A 14,459-nucleotide genomic window follows, 5' to 3' on the forward strand; every position below is an offset into this window, starting at 1 on the left:
CCCCTTCGTACACCCGATATCAAGGCCACTGAGCAGGGAGAATGCTTCTTCCACAGGCCCTCGGCGACCTCCTTCCGGCGACGATTCCGCTCGTGGACGAGCCATTCGGCGCGCCGGGTCCCGCAGTGCGAAGAACGCCCCCAGCCGGGCGTCGATCAACCTCGCACCGAAGCGACGAGTGCGTCGAGATGCATTCTGATCGTCCGCGCATCGGCCGGGGTGAGCGAATACATCCGCTCCCCCGTGGCGCCCCGCTCGTGGTGGTCGAGGTAGCGCCCGTCGGGCTCGGCGTTGTCGAACCAGCGCGCCACCGCGGAGCGCCGCTGCCGCCCGCCCGGTTCCCGCGCAGAGGCGGCGAACTGCCCTGCCCGCACGTGGGTGTCCGCGCCGATGCCGCGGTACAGCTCGACGAGCCGATCACCGCTGCCGCGCACCGGAGACATCTGCCGCAGGAACCCGCCCGGCGCCGGTTCCGCGTCCTCCCGCAACGAGCTCTCCGGCACCTGCACCCGGCCCCGGTTGCCGGGCGGGGCCGACGGCAGGGTCGCCAGCAGCACCTCCGGCAGCGAGACCTTCTCGTGCACCTCCACGGTCAACGCGCCGCCGAACCGGCCGCCCTCGTCCGGGGACTGCACGCCGAGCACCACCCGGCCGCCGTCGGTCAGCGCGGCGACGGTGCGCCACGCCGCGTCGGCGCCGAACTCGGGAAACCACAGGGAATCGACCCACAGGTACGGCTTGGTGAGCACCCGCAGCGCTCGCGCGAGCTCCGCCGGGACGTCGTCGTCGACCAGGATTCCCAGGTCCCGCAAGGTGCCCGCCTCCCGCCGGGCGACCTCGCCCAGCTGCCGCCGGGTCCGCCCGTAGGCGGGACCTTCCAACGGCAACGTGAGGTCGTCCAACCCCAGGTAGCTGCGCACCAGGTACAGGTGCAGCGGGTGCAGCCGCCATCGCACGATCAAGCTCATCGCTCCCCCTCGACCGGTGATCCCCCCACCGGTGTCCGAACCGGATTCACTCGCCGAACACGGGCGGAGCGGTGTTCGGCATGCCGTCCATCCAGACGTCGTCCTGCTCCTGGAGCCAGCCGGGGCGTTCGTGCTCGTAGTCCTCGCCGCCCTGCCCGCCGCGGCCGGCACCGCCCATGCCGCCGCCCATGGCGCCGCGCGCCCCACCGGCACCTCCCGCGGCGCCTCCGATGCCCGCCGCGCGGGGTCCGGCGCCGACGTTCGGCGTGCCGACTCCGGCCCGGCCGCCCGGCCCCGGCGGATTCGTCGTGCTCGTGCCGGTCTTGCCGCTCCCGATACCGCCGCCCGGCCCGCCTCTGCCGGTGCCGCCGCCGGTCGCCGGTCCACCGGCACGACCCCCGCCGCCTCCTCCGTGCAGCGGTGGCGCCACGGCCCCCGGCGGGAACTGCGAGTGGCCCGGGGGGCGCGGCGGGGTGCGGTCCTGCGGCGCTTCGGGTCGGTCCGGCACCCACGAAGGATCGGTCTTGGCGGGACCGTCCGGCTTCGTCCCGTCGGGGTACGGCATCGGCTGGACCTTCCGGTCACCGCCGCGCTCGTCCCCACCTCGGTCGTCCCCGACCTGGTCGTTCCCACCCCGGTCGCCTCGGCGGTCGGATCCTCCGGTCCCGCCGTTGCGGTCCTCCCGCGGATCCACGGGAGGCGGCGGCGGTTCCACGGGAGGTGGTTCGCTCGGCGGAGGCGGCGGCAGCGGGGCGCCATCCAAGCCCGGATAGGCCGGGACCGTGGCGTCGACGTCCTCATAGGTCGGGGTCAGCACCCGCTGCATGGTCTCCTGAGCGGCGCGCTCGGCCTCCTGCCGTTCCCGCATCTGGGCCAGTGCGTCCACGCCGCCACCGACGAGCCCGCCGGGGATGCTCGAGGCGATGGTGCGTCCGATGCTGAAGTCCTGCGGTTCCGGCACCATCGCCTTCGCCTGCCCGGCGGCCGAACCCGCTTCCTCGATCTTGTTCCCGGTGAGGTGGAACGCTTCCCCGCTGTCGGCCATCCACTTCACCAGCGGATCAGCCGAAGCCTTCGCCGCGTCCGCGGCGTCACCCTCCCAGCCACCGTCGATCGCGGCCTGCGCATCGCGCTGCAGATCCGGGCCTAGTTCTTTGAGCACGGCGCCGATCTCCCGCCATGCTCGGGCGATTTCCCGCGCCTGCGCCTGGTCGATCGACCGCTCGTTGATCTCGTACAACTCGGCGTGGCCGTAGGACTGCCAGTTCTCCTGCTCCGTGATCGACGGCGGATCGAACTCCCCACCGGTGTGCAACCGCTCGTTCTGCTCCGCCAGGGCGTCCCGCCGCCGTTCACCTGCCCGCGTGGCGTCCTGCGCGCGTTCGCTCTGCTCCCGCTGCGCGTTCGTGTCGTAACCCAGCCAGTGCGCACCAGCGTCGTGGACGGCGTCCCCGACCGCACCCGCCCACTCTCCGAACCCCATGCTCGTCCCCCCCCAGTTCGACATCGCCCCGCCTCACCCGAATCGGTCGATGATCAGTGCGGCATCCTCGGCGCGATCAACTCGGCGAGCCGCCAGGACTCGGCGCACTCGTCCCGTCCCTCGTCGTTGAGCTCCCCCGCCGTCACGATGATCACGCCACCCCCGGCGTCGAACATCGTGGAGCAGATCCGGCTCTTGGTCGCACTCGCATCGATCGTGTTTGCCGCAGGCCGCCCTTGGAGCTCACGGCGGTCGAACTTGGCCCAGTTATCCTGCGCCCCGTACTTCGCCACAGACATCCGCTGGTTCTTGAAGAAGCTGTACCCGAACGGATCGCCGTCGAAGTCGCATCCCGGCTCGGACGTGATGCCGTTGTTCGGGTGGCCGGGAACCCAGGCTCCGCGCTCGGTCAGTTCGTCGGCGGTGAGCAGGGCGCAGGGATCGACCGGAGAAAGCCCCGTCGCGGGTCTCGGCCGAGCTTGGTCCGGTTCGTCAGCCTCGGAATTCAGCGCACAGCCAGAACTCGCCAGCAGCACGCACACCCCCAACACCGGTACCGCTGCGCGGGCCCGAAGGCTCATCGCTGCTCCCCTCGGCTCAAATCCTCCGCGATCGATTCGTCCATGGATGAATAGTCTTTTTCCGCCTGACGGAACAGCTCAGCCCTCTTGCCAAGTTCATCCCCAAGCTTCGTGATCAAGTCAGCGGCACCGACACCAGGATCCACCGCCTTATGCTCAAACTTCCGGGATAACTGAACGGCCGAGGAGTACTCACCTAGCCCCTGAACACGCCCCAGCCGCTCAGCATCTCTCCGAACTCGAGCCAACCGCATTTGCGCCTTCTCGTACGCGGCCGCCGCCTTCGCCGCCGCATCGGGCTCGAACTTGAGCTGCCCGGAGGCGACCTTCCCGCGCACTTCGTCGGTCTGCGCGGAGATTCCACTCAGCTGCGCGGAGATGTTCCCCCAGCCGCCACCGCCGCCACCGGGGCTCCCCGCCCCCTGTTCGCCCGCCACAACGTCTCCTCGTGCCGCCCCCGTGGACACGACGAACATTATCGAATGACTGAATGCGAATGCCCGAATTTCGCACGATACGTCGATCAGATACACCCGTTGGACGTATGCACAATGGGAACGTCGGCCGATTCAACACCCGATGAGACGTACGATATTTCCGGTCGGCATATGCCGAATCGGATCAATCCGCGAACACCACGTCATCGGCGCGATGTGGAACTAACGCTAATCCCGCACTCGCGCGCATTCCACTCGCGAGACCGTCACGCCACGGTCGGCAGGTCCGGGCTGGTGACGTCGTAGACCTGGCCCTCGCGGGTGAGCAGCGGGATCAGGATCGCCGCTTTCCGGGCCGAGTCGCCGCTCTCGCCCCAGTGCACCTGCCGGCCTCCCGTCAACCCCAGGTACAGGTTGTGCGGCCGATCGGCGCGAACCTCGGTCACCTGGGACCGCAGCTGCGGCGGCAGCGCCGTGAGCACGATCATCGCCACCCGGACGCCTTCGGCCCGGTCATCGCCCAGCCGCAGCTGCGCGAGCCCGGCGGGCGGGCGCGGCACCGTGCGGAACGGCACCCCGGCCGCGTCGATCAACCGCACCCCGCTGTCGCCCGGCCCGTCGGCGGGCAGGTAGGCGACGGCGGTGCGCTCGGTGATCTCCAGCCGCACCGTCGACGGCCAGTCCAGGTGCACCTCGGAACCCGCGATCTCCGGGACCTCGCCCAGCCGCGAGCGGATGCCGTCGGAGTCGACCTGCAGCATCGGGTTGCCGAGTTCGATCCCGGCGGAGTCGAGCACCGCCTGTTCGGGAACCGCCGCGGCGCCCTCGACCCGCACCGACCGCACCCCGAGGATCGGGGTGAAGTACAGCAGGACGACCACGCCGGTGATCACCGACATCAGCACCGGCAGCAACCACCGGCGGTCGGGGCGGGACGCGCCGCCGCGCACCGGACGGCCGCGAGTGCTGCGCACTCCCGGCCGCCGCGATGCCCGCCCCGACGCGTTCACCCCGTGGCTCCGTCGGTGCCCGCGGCCCGTTCCAGCTCGACCAGGATCTCCGGGCCGAGCATCGTCACGTCGCCCGCGCCCATGGTGAGCACCAGGTCGCCCGGCGCGGCCAGGCCCGCGACCAGCGGCGCCGCGTCCGTCAGCGACGGTTCGAAGTGCACCCGCCGCGGTGCGCCCGGGATCGCGTCGGCGATGAGCGCGCCGGTGACGCCGGGCTCGGGGTCTTCCCGCGCGCCGTAGACGTCGAGCACCACGACTTCGTCGGCGAGTCCCAGCGCGGTGGCGAACTCGGTGGCGAAGGTGGCGGTGCGGGAGAACAGGTGGGGCTGGAACACGACGATCAGCCTGCCGTCGCCGACGACGGGCCGGGCGGCGCGCAGCTGCGCGTCGACCTCGGTCGGGTGGTGGGCGTAGTCGTCGTAGACCTGCACCCCACCGGCCTGGCCCTTGAACTCGAAGCGGCGGCGCACGCCGCCGAACGCGGCGAGCCCGTCGAGCAGTTCTTCCAGCGGCGCCCCGAGTTCGAGCCCGGCCAGCAGCGCGGCGACGGCGTTGCCGGCCATGTGCTCGCCGGGCACGGAGACCTGCACGTCGACGCGCTGCGGTCCGTCCGGGCCGCCGAGTTCGACGGCCGCGACACCGGCGCCGTGCTCGGGCCGGTAGTCGACGATGCGCGCGTCGCCCACGCCGTCCGCGTGCTGCCCGTAGCGGCGGACGCGCAGCCCGGCCGCTTCGGCCTGCCCGGCCAGCCGCGCGGAGCCCGCGTCGTCGGTGTTGACGATGAGCACCCCGCCCGGCTCGATGCGGCGGACGAACTCGTCGAAGACCTCGGTGTAGGCCTCGGCGGTGCCGTGGTGGTCCAGGTGGTCGGGTTCGACGTTGGTCACCACGGCCACTGAGGGCGCGAACACCAGGAACGACCCGTCGCTCTCGTCGGCTTCGGCGACGAACACGCCGCCTTCGCCGTGGTGCGCGTTCGCCCCGGACTCGTTGAGGTCGCCGCCGATCGCGAACGACGGGTCGAGCCTGCAGTGCTGCAGCGCGACGGTGAGCATCGAGGTCGTGGACGTCTTGCCGTGCGTGCCGGCGACGCAGGCGACCCGGTGGTCGGCCATCAGCGCGGCGAGCGCTTCGGCGCGGCGCAGCACGGCCACCCCGCGGCGCTGGGCTTCGACGAGTTCCGGGTTGTCCGGCCGGATCGCGGTGGACACCACGATCGCCGTCGGGTCCTCGTCGAGCTGGTCGAGGTTCTCGCCGCGGTGCCCGAGCGCCACGTGCGCGCCTTGCGCGCGCAGCGCCAGCACGGTGCGGGAGTCGCGGGCGTCGGAACCGGACACCTGCCGGTCGCGGGCCAGCAGGATGCGGGCGATGCCGCTCATGCCGGCGCCGCCGATGCCCACGAGGTGCACTCGGGACAGCAGGTCGTCGGTACCGCTGCGTTGCGCGGTCTGTGGTTCGGTCACTGGCCGGCCACCTCCAGCACGATTCGTGCGAGCACCTGGTCGGCTTCGCGATGTCCGGTGCCCAGCGTGGCACGACTCATCATCTGCAGCCGCTGCGGGTCGCGGCCCAGCGGCAGGATCTCGTTGATGACCTTGTCCGGGGTCATGTCCTCATCGGACACGAGCAGCGCGCCGCCGGCGGAGACGACGGGCTGCGCGTTGAGCGCCTGCTCCCCGTTGCCGTGCGGCAGCGGCACGAACACCGCGGGCAGGCCGACCGCGGAGACCTCGGCGACCGTCATCGCCCCGGAGCGGCACACCACGAGGTCCGCCGCCGCGTAGGCGAGGTCCATCCGCTCCAGGTACGGCACGGCGTTGTAGATCGGCGCGCCCGGCACCTGCTGCACGGCGAGGGTGTTCTTCGGGCCGTGCGCGTGCAGCACTCCGATGCCCGCCCGGCCGAGCGCCTGCGCGGCACCGGAGAACGCGGTGTTCAGCGTCTGCGCGCCCTGCGAGCCGCCGAACACGAGGATCGTCGGCGCGTGCGGGTGCAGCCCGAAGAACTGCCGGGCCTGCATGCGCAGCGCCGCGCGGTCGAGGCCGGTGATGGATTCCCGCAGCGGGATGCCGATGGGCCGGGCCCCGGCGAGTCCGCTGTCGGGGGTGGCGGCCAAGATCCGCTCGGCGAACCGGGCGCCGACCTTGTTCGCCATGCCCGCTCGGGCGTTGGCCTCGTGCACGACGATCGGTGTCTTGCCGCGCGCCGCCAGGTAGGCGGGGAGCGATACGTAGCCGCCGAATCCGACGACGACGTCGGCTTCGACGCGTTCCAGCACGTCCTTCGTCTTGCGCACCGAGTCCCACACCTTGCCCGGCATCTTCAGGAGTTCGGCGCTGGGTTTGCGCGGCATCGGCACCGGCGGCACCAGTTCCAGCGGGTAGCCGCGAGCGGGCACCAGCCGGTTCTCCAGGCCGCGCTCGGTGCCGAGCGCGGTGATGCGCGCGTCGGGCCGCAGCCTGCGCACGGCGTCGGCCAGGGCGAGGGCCGGCTCGATGTGTCCGGCGGTGCCGCCGCCTGCGACGACGACCGACAGGCCGCGCCGGGCGGGGTATCCGGGGTATCCGGGGGCCGGTTGCTGCCCGCTCAACGGTGTCCTCCTCGTGTCTGTGCCCGGGATCCGGTCTTGCCGCGGGCCGCGGTGCGGTTCCGCGCGTCCGGTGATCCCCGGCGGGTCGGCTGTGCCCCTGCGCTGCGCGCACCAGGGCGAGTCGAGGGTGCGGTGCGCGCCGCGCGGCGTTTCGCCGGCGGGCGGTAGGGCTCGGGTGTGGACAGCCGCAGCAGTTTCCCGACGCGGCCTGGTCCGAGGGACCGTAGCGCGGCGATCGCTTCGGGTTCGTGCCGGGCGAAGTTCGCCAGCAGCCCGAACACCAGCATGCTGGTCACCACCGACGAGCCGCCGGAGGAGATCAGCGGCAGCGGCAGCCCGGTGATCGGCAGCAGGCCCACCACGTAGCCCACGTTGATCGCGGCCTGTCCGACGAGCCAGGCGGTGAGGGTGGCGGCGACGAGCCGGATCCACGGGTCGGTGTTGCGGGCGGCGATGCGCATGCCGACGTAGGCGGTGGTGCCGAACAGGATCAGCACGACGGTGCAGCCGACGAACCCGAGTTCTTCGCCGATCACGGCGAAGATGAAGTCGTTGTGCGCGTTGGGCAGGTACTGCCACTTGGACCAGCCTTGGCCGAGGCCGCGGCCGAACAGCCCGCCGTCGGCGAGCGCGAACAGCGCCTGCCGCGCGTGGTAGCCGCGCCCGGTGGGGTCGGAGGCGGGGTCCAGGAAGGTGGTGATCCGGTCCATCCGGTATTGCGCGACCATCGCGAGCACGACGGCGGCGGTGATGGCGCCGAGCACGGACACGCCGAACAGCCGCAGCGGTGCGCCCGCGAACCACATCAGGGCGAGCAGCACGATGAACAGCGTGATCGTGGAGCCGAGGTCGGGCTGGAGCATGACCAGCGCGAACATCATCATCGCGGCGGGCACCACGGGCACCAGCAGGTGCCGGTACTGCGCGAGCAGCCCGCGCTTGGTCACCAGCACGTGCGCGCCCCAGAGAGCGAAGGCGATCTTGGCGAATTCGACGGGCTGGAAGGAGACGCCGCCGAGCACGAACCAGCTCTGCGCGCCGTTGCGTTCGGTGCCCAGCGGGGTGAGCACGAGCAGCAGCATCAGCAGGCAGCCGCCGAACACGGTCAGGCTGTGCTTGCGCATCTGCCGCACCGGCAGCCGCAGCGCCCCGTAGAACAGCAGCAGTCCGGCGGCGCAGTAGATGACCTGGCGGATGAAGATGTCGTAGGACGATCCGGCGCTGGTGAACGAGTCCACGCTGGACGCGGACAGCACCATCACCAGGCCGAACACGGTGAGCAGCCCGAACACGGCCAGCAGCAGGTGGAACGAGGCAAGCGGCCGGGTGAGCCACGCGGTCAACGGCGTGGTGATCGCGGCGATGCCGGTGGGGCGGCTGCTGCGGCGCGGGCGGCGCGCGGTGGCGGTGGAGGTGGCCACGGCGTCACCCGTCGGAGGGGGCGATCGTGGCGGGCAGCGCCCGCACGGCGTCGGCGAAGGCCCGGCCCCGGTGCGCGTAGTCGGTGAACATGTCCATCGAAGCGGCGGCGGGGGCGAGCAGCACCGCCGTGCCGGGGTCGGCGAACGCGGCGGCCTTGGTCACGGCCTGGGACATGCCCTCATCGTCTCCCGACGCGACCTGCTCCACGGGCACGTGCGGGGCGTGTCGGGCGAGTGCTTCGGCGAATGCGGCGCGGTCGCGGCCGATGAGCACCACGGCGGCGAGCCGGTCGGCGTTGCGGGCGACGAGTTCGTCGACTTCGGCGCCTTTGAGCAGTCCGCCCGCGATCCACACGACGCGGTCGTGCGCGCGCAGCGCGGCGTCGGCGGCGTGCGGGTTGGTGGCCTTGGAGTCGTCGACGTAGGTCACTCCGGCGATGTCGGCGACCGTCGCGGAGCGGTGCGCGCCGGGTTCGAATTCGCGGAGTCCGCGCTTGACGGCGTCGGCGGGCACGCCGTAGGCGCGGGCGAGCGCGGCGGCGGCGAGCGCGTTGGCCAGGTTGTGCGGGCCGCCGGGGCGCACGTCGGCGACGTCGGCGAGGACTTCGCGGTCGCCGAAGGCGCGGTCGACGAGCGCGGCGCCGGAGATGCCGAGCTGGTCCGGTCCCGGCTCGCCGAGGGTGAACGACACGGGCCTGCCCGCTCCGGTGGACAGGCGGGTGGACCAGTCGTCGTCGGCGTTGTGCACGGCGACGACGTTGCCCGCGTACACCTTGGCCTTCGCCGCGCCGTAGGCGTCGAGGGTGCCGTGCCAGTCGAGGTGGTCGTCGGCGAGGTTGAGCACTGCTCCGGCGTGCGCGGCCAGCGACCGGGACCAGTGCAGCTGGAAGCTGGACAGTTCCACCGCCAGCACCCGGTGCCCGGCGCGCACCGCGTCGACGACCGGGAGCCCGACGTTGCCGCAGGCGACGACGTCGAGCCCGGCGGCGCGCAGGATGGCTTCGAGCATGGTGACGGTGGTGGTCTTGCCGTTGGTGCCGGTGACGGCGAGCCAGTCGGCGGGTTCCGGGCGCTGCCGGTCGAGCCACCAGGCGAGTTCGACTTCGCCGAGGATCTCGATCCCGGCGTTCTCGGCGGCGGCCAGCAGCGGCGCGGTGGGCCGCCAGCCGGGGCTGGTGACCAGCAGCTCGGTCCCGTCGGGCGGTTCGAGCAGTCCGGGCACGAGGTGACCTCCGCCGTCGCGCACGGTGTCGAGCGCGGCCAGCCGCTCTTCGGACGCGTCGGTGACGGTGACCTCGGCACCGGCGGCCAGCAACGCCTCCGCCGCCGAGCGCCCGGACACCCCGGCCCCCGCGACGAGCACCCGCCGCCCCCGCAACGTTCGCGCCACCGCACTCTCCGTTCCTGCTCGACGACCCGCTCACCCACCGGGTCGTGGAATCCTTACCGAAGATCTTTTGATCATTGTCCTGTCAGCGGCGAAGCCGCTGAGCAGTGACCACCCTGGCAGGTCGACCACCGGCGGGTTCTCAGCGGTCTTCTCGCGAGGACGGCTTTTTCCCTCGTGGCGGAGCCACTCGGGAAAAAGACCCCGCAGCGAGAAGACCGCTGAGGTTCCGCTACCCGACCCACTACGCAGACCACTCCGAATCACCTCGACGACTCATCACACGTCGACGAGGCTGAGCCAGTCTGCGTAGAAGAGTCCGACGCCGAACAGGCAGCTGATGCCCGCCAGCACCCAGAATCTGATGATCACCGTGGTTTCCGCCCACCCGGCGAGCTCGAAGTGGTGGTGGAACGGCGCCATCCGGAACAGCCTGCGCCGGGTGCTGCGGAACACGACGATCTGCAGCACGACCGACAGCGCCTCGACGACGAACAGCCCACCGATGATGATCATGAGCAGTTCGGTGCGGGTCACCATGCTCAGCCCGGCGACGAGGCCGCCCAGCGCCAGCGACCCGGTGTCGCCCATGAAGATCTTCGCGGGTGCCGCGTTCCACCACAGGAATCCGATGCACGCGGCCATCGCCGCGGCGGCTACCACCGCGATGTCCAGCGGGTCCCGCACCGTGTAGCAGGCCGGGCCGGTGCCGCTGCCGCCCGTGCAGTCGTAGCGCAGCTGCCAGAACGAGATGAGCACGTAGGTGGCCAGCACCATCGCGGCGGTGCCGCCGGCGAGCCCGTCCATTCCGTCGGTGAAGTTGACGGCGTTGGACCAGCCGCTGATCGCCACGTACGCGAAGATCACGAACCCGATCGTGCCGAAGGACACGACGGTGATGTCGCGGATGAACGACAGGTGCTCGGAGGCGGGCGTGATCCCGTTGTTGTCCGGGAACCGCATCGCCAGGATCGCGAACAGCACCGCCGCGACCAGCTGGCCGACGAGCTTCGCGGTCTTGTTCAGGCCGAGGTTGCGCTGCTTGCGGATCTTGATGAAGTCGTCGAGGAACCCGACGATGCCCAGCGCGGTGGTCAGCCCGAGCACCAGCAGGCCGGAGACGGAGGGGCCCTCTTCGGCGACGGTGAGGTGGGTGACCAGGTACCCGACCCACATGGCGACGAGGATCGCCATGCCGCCCATCGTGGGCGTGCCGCGCTTGGCGGCGTGGGACTTCTGCACTTCTTCGCGGATCTCCTGGCCGAAGCCCTGCTTGGAGAAGATCCGGATCAAGTACGGGGTGAACAGGATGGAGACGACCAGCGCCACCGCTGCGGCGACGAGGATGCTCTTCACGGGTGACCCCCGGCTTGTTCGGTGGCGGTGTTCTCGGTGACCTGCTCGGTCAGCTGTTCCGCGACGCGCCAGAGCGCGGCGACTTTGGACGCCTTGGCGAGCACGACGTCACCGGGACGCAGCTCGGCGCGCAGCAGCGCGACGGCGGCATCGACATCCGGCACCTGGACCGACTCCTCTCCCCACGACCCTTCCAGCGACGCACCTTGGTGCATCGCGCGCGCCTGCTCACCGACCACCACGAGGCGGTCGATGTTGAGCCGGACGGCGAGCCGCCCGATCTCGTCGTGCGCGGCGACCTCGGCGTCGCCGAGTTCGCCCATGACTCCGAGCACCGCCCAGGCGCGGCCCGGTTTGCCCCTGGTCATCGAGGCGAGCGTTTTCAGCGCCGCGCGCACCGATTCCGGGTTGGCGTTGTAGGCGTCGTTGATGACGGTGACGCCGCCGGAGGTCTCGGTGACCTCCATGCGCCGGGCCGAGACCCGCCGCACGCCGCCGAGCCGGTCGGCGGCTTCCTCGACGCTCGCGCCGAGTTCCATCGCGATGGCGGCGGCGGTGAGCGCGTTGCCGATGTGGTGCTCGCCGTGCAGCGGCAGCCGCACCCGCGCGGAACCGGCGGGGGTGGCCAGCGTGAACGAGGCCCGCGCCTGCTCGTCGAGGTCGATGTCCTCGGCGCGCACGTCGGCGGCGGGGCTCTGCCCGACGAGCACGACGCGCGCGGAGGTCCGCTCGGCCATGGCGGCGACCAGCGGATCGTCGGCGTTGAGCACCGCGACTCCGCCGTCGGCCGCGGCGGGCAGCGCTTCGACGAGCTCGCCCTTGGCCTGCGCGACCGCTTCCTGCGAGCCGAACTCGCCGAGGTGGGCGCTGCCGACGTTGAGCACGGCGCCGATGCGCGGCGGCGCGACCTCGCACAGCGCCGCGATGTGGCCGACTCCGCGCGCCGAGAGCTCCAGCACGAGGTGCCGGGTGGTGTCGTCGGCGCGCAGCGCGGTCCACGGGTGGCCGAGTTCGTTGTTGAACGAGCCGGGCGGCGCCACCGTCTCGCCGGCGGGGGCGAGCACCTGCGCGATGAGGTCCTTGGTCGAGGTCTTGCCGGACGAGCCGGTCACTCCGACGACGGTGAGGTCGGGCAGCCGGTCCACCACGGCGCGGGCGAGGCGCGCGAGTCCGGCGAGCACGGCGGCACCGCTGCCGTCGGTGTCCCCGGCGAGCGCCATCACGCGGTTCGGGTGGTGTTCGGGCAGCTCCGGAACGATCACCGTCGGGATCGGTTCGTCCGCTGTGGACACTTCACGCGCGGCGAGCACGCCGGCGGCTCCGTCTGCGACGGCGCGGGCGGCGAAGTCGTGCCCGTCGACGCGTTCGCCCGGGACGGCCACGAACAGCCCGCCGGGGCGGACCTGCCGGGAGTCGAACTCCACGGAACCGGTGACGATCTCGGTCCCGTCCGCGTGGTGGAGCCTGCCGCCGACCGCTTCCGCGATGTCAGCCAGGCTGAGCCGGATCACCTTGCCTCCTCGTTGCTGCCCCGGCCACCGGCCGGGTAGGTCGGCTCCCCCGAGCTCTGCGTTCCCCCGCTGCCTTCGCCGAGCCGGGCGCTGCCGGTGTCGAGCCTGCGCCGCAGCGCCGCCGCCACCTCGTCCCGGTCGGAGAAGGGGTGCACCACGCCGGCGACGTCCTGCCCGGTTTCGTGGCCCTTGCCCGCGATCACGACGACGTCTCCGACGCGGGCCCGGTGCACGGCCTCGGCGATGGCCTCCCTGCGATCGCCGACTTCGAGCACCTCACCGCGTTCGCCCTCCGGCACGTCGAGCGCTCCGCCGAGCATGGCGGCGCGGATGTCGGCCGGTTCCTCGCTGCGCGGGTTGTCGTCGGTGACGACGAGCAGGTCGGATCGGCGGGCCGCGGCTTCCCCCATCAGGGGCCGCTTCGCGACGTCCCGGTCGCCGCCGCAGCCGAGCACCACGAGCACCCGGCCGCCGACGTGCGCCCCGGTGACCTGCGCGCGCGCCGCGTCGAGCACGGCGGCGACGGCACCGGGTTTGTGCGAGTAGTCCACCACGGCGGTGAAGTCCTGCCCGAGCGCGACCCGTTCCATCCGGCCGGGCACGTCCACTTCGGCGAGGCCCTGCTCGATCGCCGCCGCGGGCACGCCCGCCGCGGTGAGCACCCCGGCGGCCAGCAGTGCGTTGGCGATGTTGAACGGCCCCGGCAGCCGCAGCCGCACGTCCAGCGTCCCGTCCGGCCCGTGCGCGCGGAAGCGCTGCTCCCCGGTGGGGAACGCTTCGACGTCGGTCGCGGTCCAGGAGGCGTCGCCGGTGGTGGACACGGTGATCGTGTCGTCGGTGACGAGCCGCTGCCCCCAGCCGCCGTCGACGCACACCACTTCGTGCTCGGAGCGGCCGTCGAACAGCAGCGCCTTCGCCTGGAAGTAGTCGTCGAGGTCGCGGTGGAAGTCCAGGTGGTCCTGGGAGAGGTTGGTGAACGCGCCGACCGCGAACCGGGTGCCGCCGACGCGGCCCAGCGCGAGCGCGTGGCTGGAGACCTCCATCGGCACGTGCGTCACGCCGTGCTCGACCATCACCGCCAGCAGCGCCTGCAGGTCGGGAGCTTCGGGCGTGGTGAACGCGCTGTCGAGGCGTTCGCCCGCGATGCGGGTCTCCACGGTGCCGACGAGGCCGGTGGTGTGACCGGCGGCGCGCAGCGCGGACTCCAGCAGGTAGCTCGTGGTCGTCTTCCCGGACGTGCCGGTGACGCCGAGGATGGTGAGCCGCTGCGAGGGGTCGCCGTAGATGCGGGCGGCGGCGGAGCCGAGCACGCCGCGCGGGTCCTCGTGCACCAGCAACGCGACCTCACCGGCGACCACCCGCGGGTGGTCCAGCAGGGCGACGCGGTCCACACCGGCCTGGTCGGTGAGCACCGCGGTGGCACCGGCGGTGAGCGCGTCGGCGGCGAAGTCGGCACCGTGCACCCTGGTTCCGGGCAGCGCGGCGAACAGATCACCGGCCCGGACTTGCTGAGCTCGCAACGTTGCTCCGGTCACCAACCCATCACCAGGGTTGTGACCAGGCACGTTGATGACCCGTGCGCCGATAGTCTCGGCGAGTTCGTGGATCTGCACCGGCTCGACCTGAGCGGGTCGAGGCGGGGCTGTCGCGACCGCGGAAGGCACGTCGCGCAAGGCTACCGGTACCACCTGACGGGTCATGCTCATGGTCACCTC

The 14,459-nt window shown here is 71.9% G+C and carries 12 protein-coding genes; all 12 read right to left on the reverse strand.

Translation table 11 applies throughout. The features are described from left to right. Positions 1–155 precede the first annotated feature (155 nt). On the reverse strand, positions 156–968 hold the full coding sequence (locus tag ACWD38_RS03925; protein ID WP_184481356.1) for an ESX secretion-associated protein EspG: 813 nt from the start codon (positions 966–968) through the stop codon (positions 156–158). Positions 969–1,014: 46 nt separating this feature from the next. Continuing rightward, positions 1,015–2,451, reverse strand: a complete 1,437-nt coding sequence (locus ACWD38_RS03930) for a PPE domain-containing protein (RefSeq protein WP_450123306.1) — start codon at positions 2,449–2,451, stop codon at positions 1,015–1,017. A gap of 53 nt (positions 2,452–2,504) precedes the next feature. Further along, positions 2,505–3,032: a DUF3558 family protein gene (locus tag ACWD38_RS03935; protein ID WP_184481360.1), complete on the reverse strand. Its 528-nt coding sequence runs from the start codon at positions 3,030–3,032 to the stop codon at positions 2,505–2,507. After that, positions 3,029–3,565, reverse strand: a complete 537-nt coding sequence (locus ACWD38_RS03940) for a hypothetical protein (protein WP_450123307.1) — start codon at positions 3,563–3,565, stop codon at positions 3,029–3,031. The genes ACWD38_RS03935 and ACWD38_RS03940 overlap by 4 nt, the downstream gene beginning before the upstream one ends. A 170-nt stretch (positions 3,566–3,735) precedes the next feature. After that, positions 3,736–4,479, reverse strand: a complete 744-nt coding sequence (locus tag ACWD38_RS03945) for a cell division protein FtsQ/DivIB (RefSeq protein ID WP_343071522.1) — start codon at positions 4,477–4,479, stop codon at positions 3,736–3,738. Continuing rightward, entirely contained in the window at positions 4,476–5,942 is a 1,467-nt protein-coding gene (murC, locus tag ACWD38_RS03950; RefSeq protein ID WP_343071523.1) for a UDP-N-acetylmuramate--L-alanine ligase, read from the reverse strand. The genes ACWD38_RS03945 and murC overlap by 4 nt, the downstream gene beginning before the upstream one ends. Further along, positions 5,939–7,069 (reverse strand): undecaprenyldiphospho-muramoylpentapeptide beta-N-acetylglucosaminyltransferase, encoded by a 1,131-nt coding sequence (gene murG / locus ACWD38_RS03955; RefSeq protein ID WP_450123308.1) that lies wholly within the window; start codon positions 7,067–7,069, stop codon positions 5,939–5,941. Before murG ends, murC begins: the two co-directional genes overlap by 4 nt. Continuing rightward, a complete protein-coding gene (ftsW, locus tag ACWD38_RS03960) occupies positions 7,066–8,490 on the reverse strand; it encodes a putative lipid II flippase FtsW (RefSeq protein WP_184481366.1) in 1,425 nt (474 codons plus the stop codon). Before ftsW ends, murG begins: the two co-directional genes overlap by 4 nt. A 4-nt stretch (positions 8,491–8,494) precedes the next feature. Further along, positions 8,495–9,880 carry a UDP-N-acetylmuramoyl-L-alanine--D-glutamate ligase gene (gene murD / locus ACWD38_RS03965; RefSeq protein ID WP_343071524.1) on the reverse strand — a complete coding sequence of 462 codons (1,386 nt, stop codon included), beginning with the start codon at positions 9,878–9,880 and terminating at the stop codon, positions 8,495–8,497. Positions 9,881–10,156: 276 nt separating this feature from the next. Further along, positions 10,157–11,233, reverse strand: coding sequence for a phospho-N-acetylmuramoyl-pentapeptide-transferase (gene mraY / locus ACWD38_RS03970; RefSeq protein ID WP_184481368.1), 1,077 nt, complete (start codon positions 11,231–11,233; stop codon positions 10,157–10,159). Next, positions 11,230–12,744, reverse strand: coding sequence for a UDP-N-acetylmuramoyl-tripeptide--D-alanyl-D-alanine ligase (locus ACWD38_RS03975; RefSeq protein ID WP_450123309.1), 1,515 nt, complete (start codon positions 12,742–12,744; stop codon positions 11,230–11,232). The genes mraY and ACWD38_RS03975 overlap by 4 nt, the downstream gene beginning before the upstream one ends. Further along, a complete protein-coding gene (locus ACWD38_RS03980) occupies positions 12,741–14,444 on the reverse strand; it encodes a UDP-N-acetylmuramoyl-L-alanyl-D-glutamate--2,6-diaminopimelate ligase (RefSeq protein ID WP_450123310.1) in 1,704 nt (567 codons plus the stop codon). Before ACWD38_RS03980 ends, ACWD38_RS03975 begins: the two co-directional genes overlap by 4 nt. Between the last annotated feature and the right edge of the window lie 15 nt (positions 14,445–14,459).

It is taken from the genome of Saccharopolyspora sp. NPDC002578 (assembly GCF_053592695.1).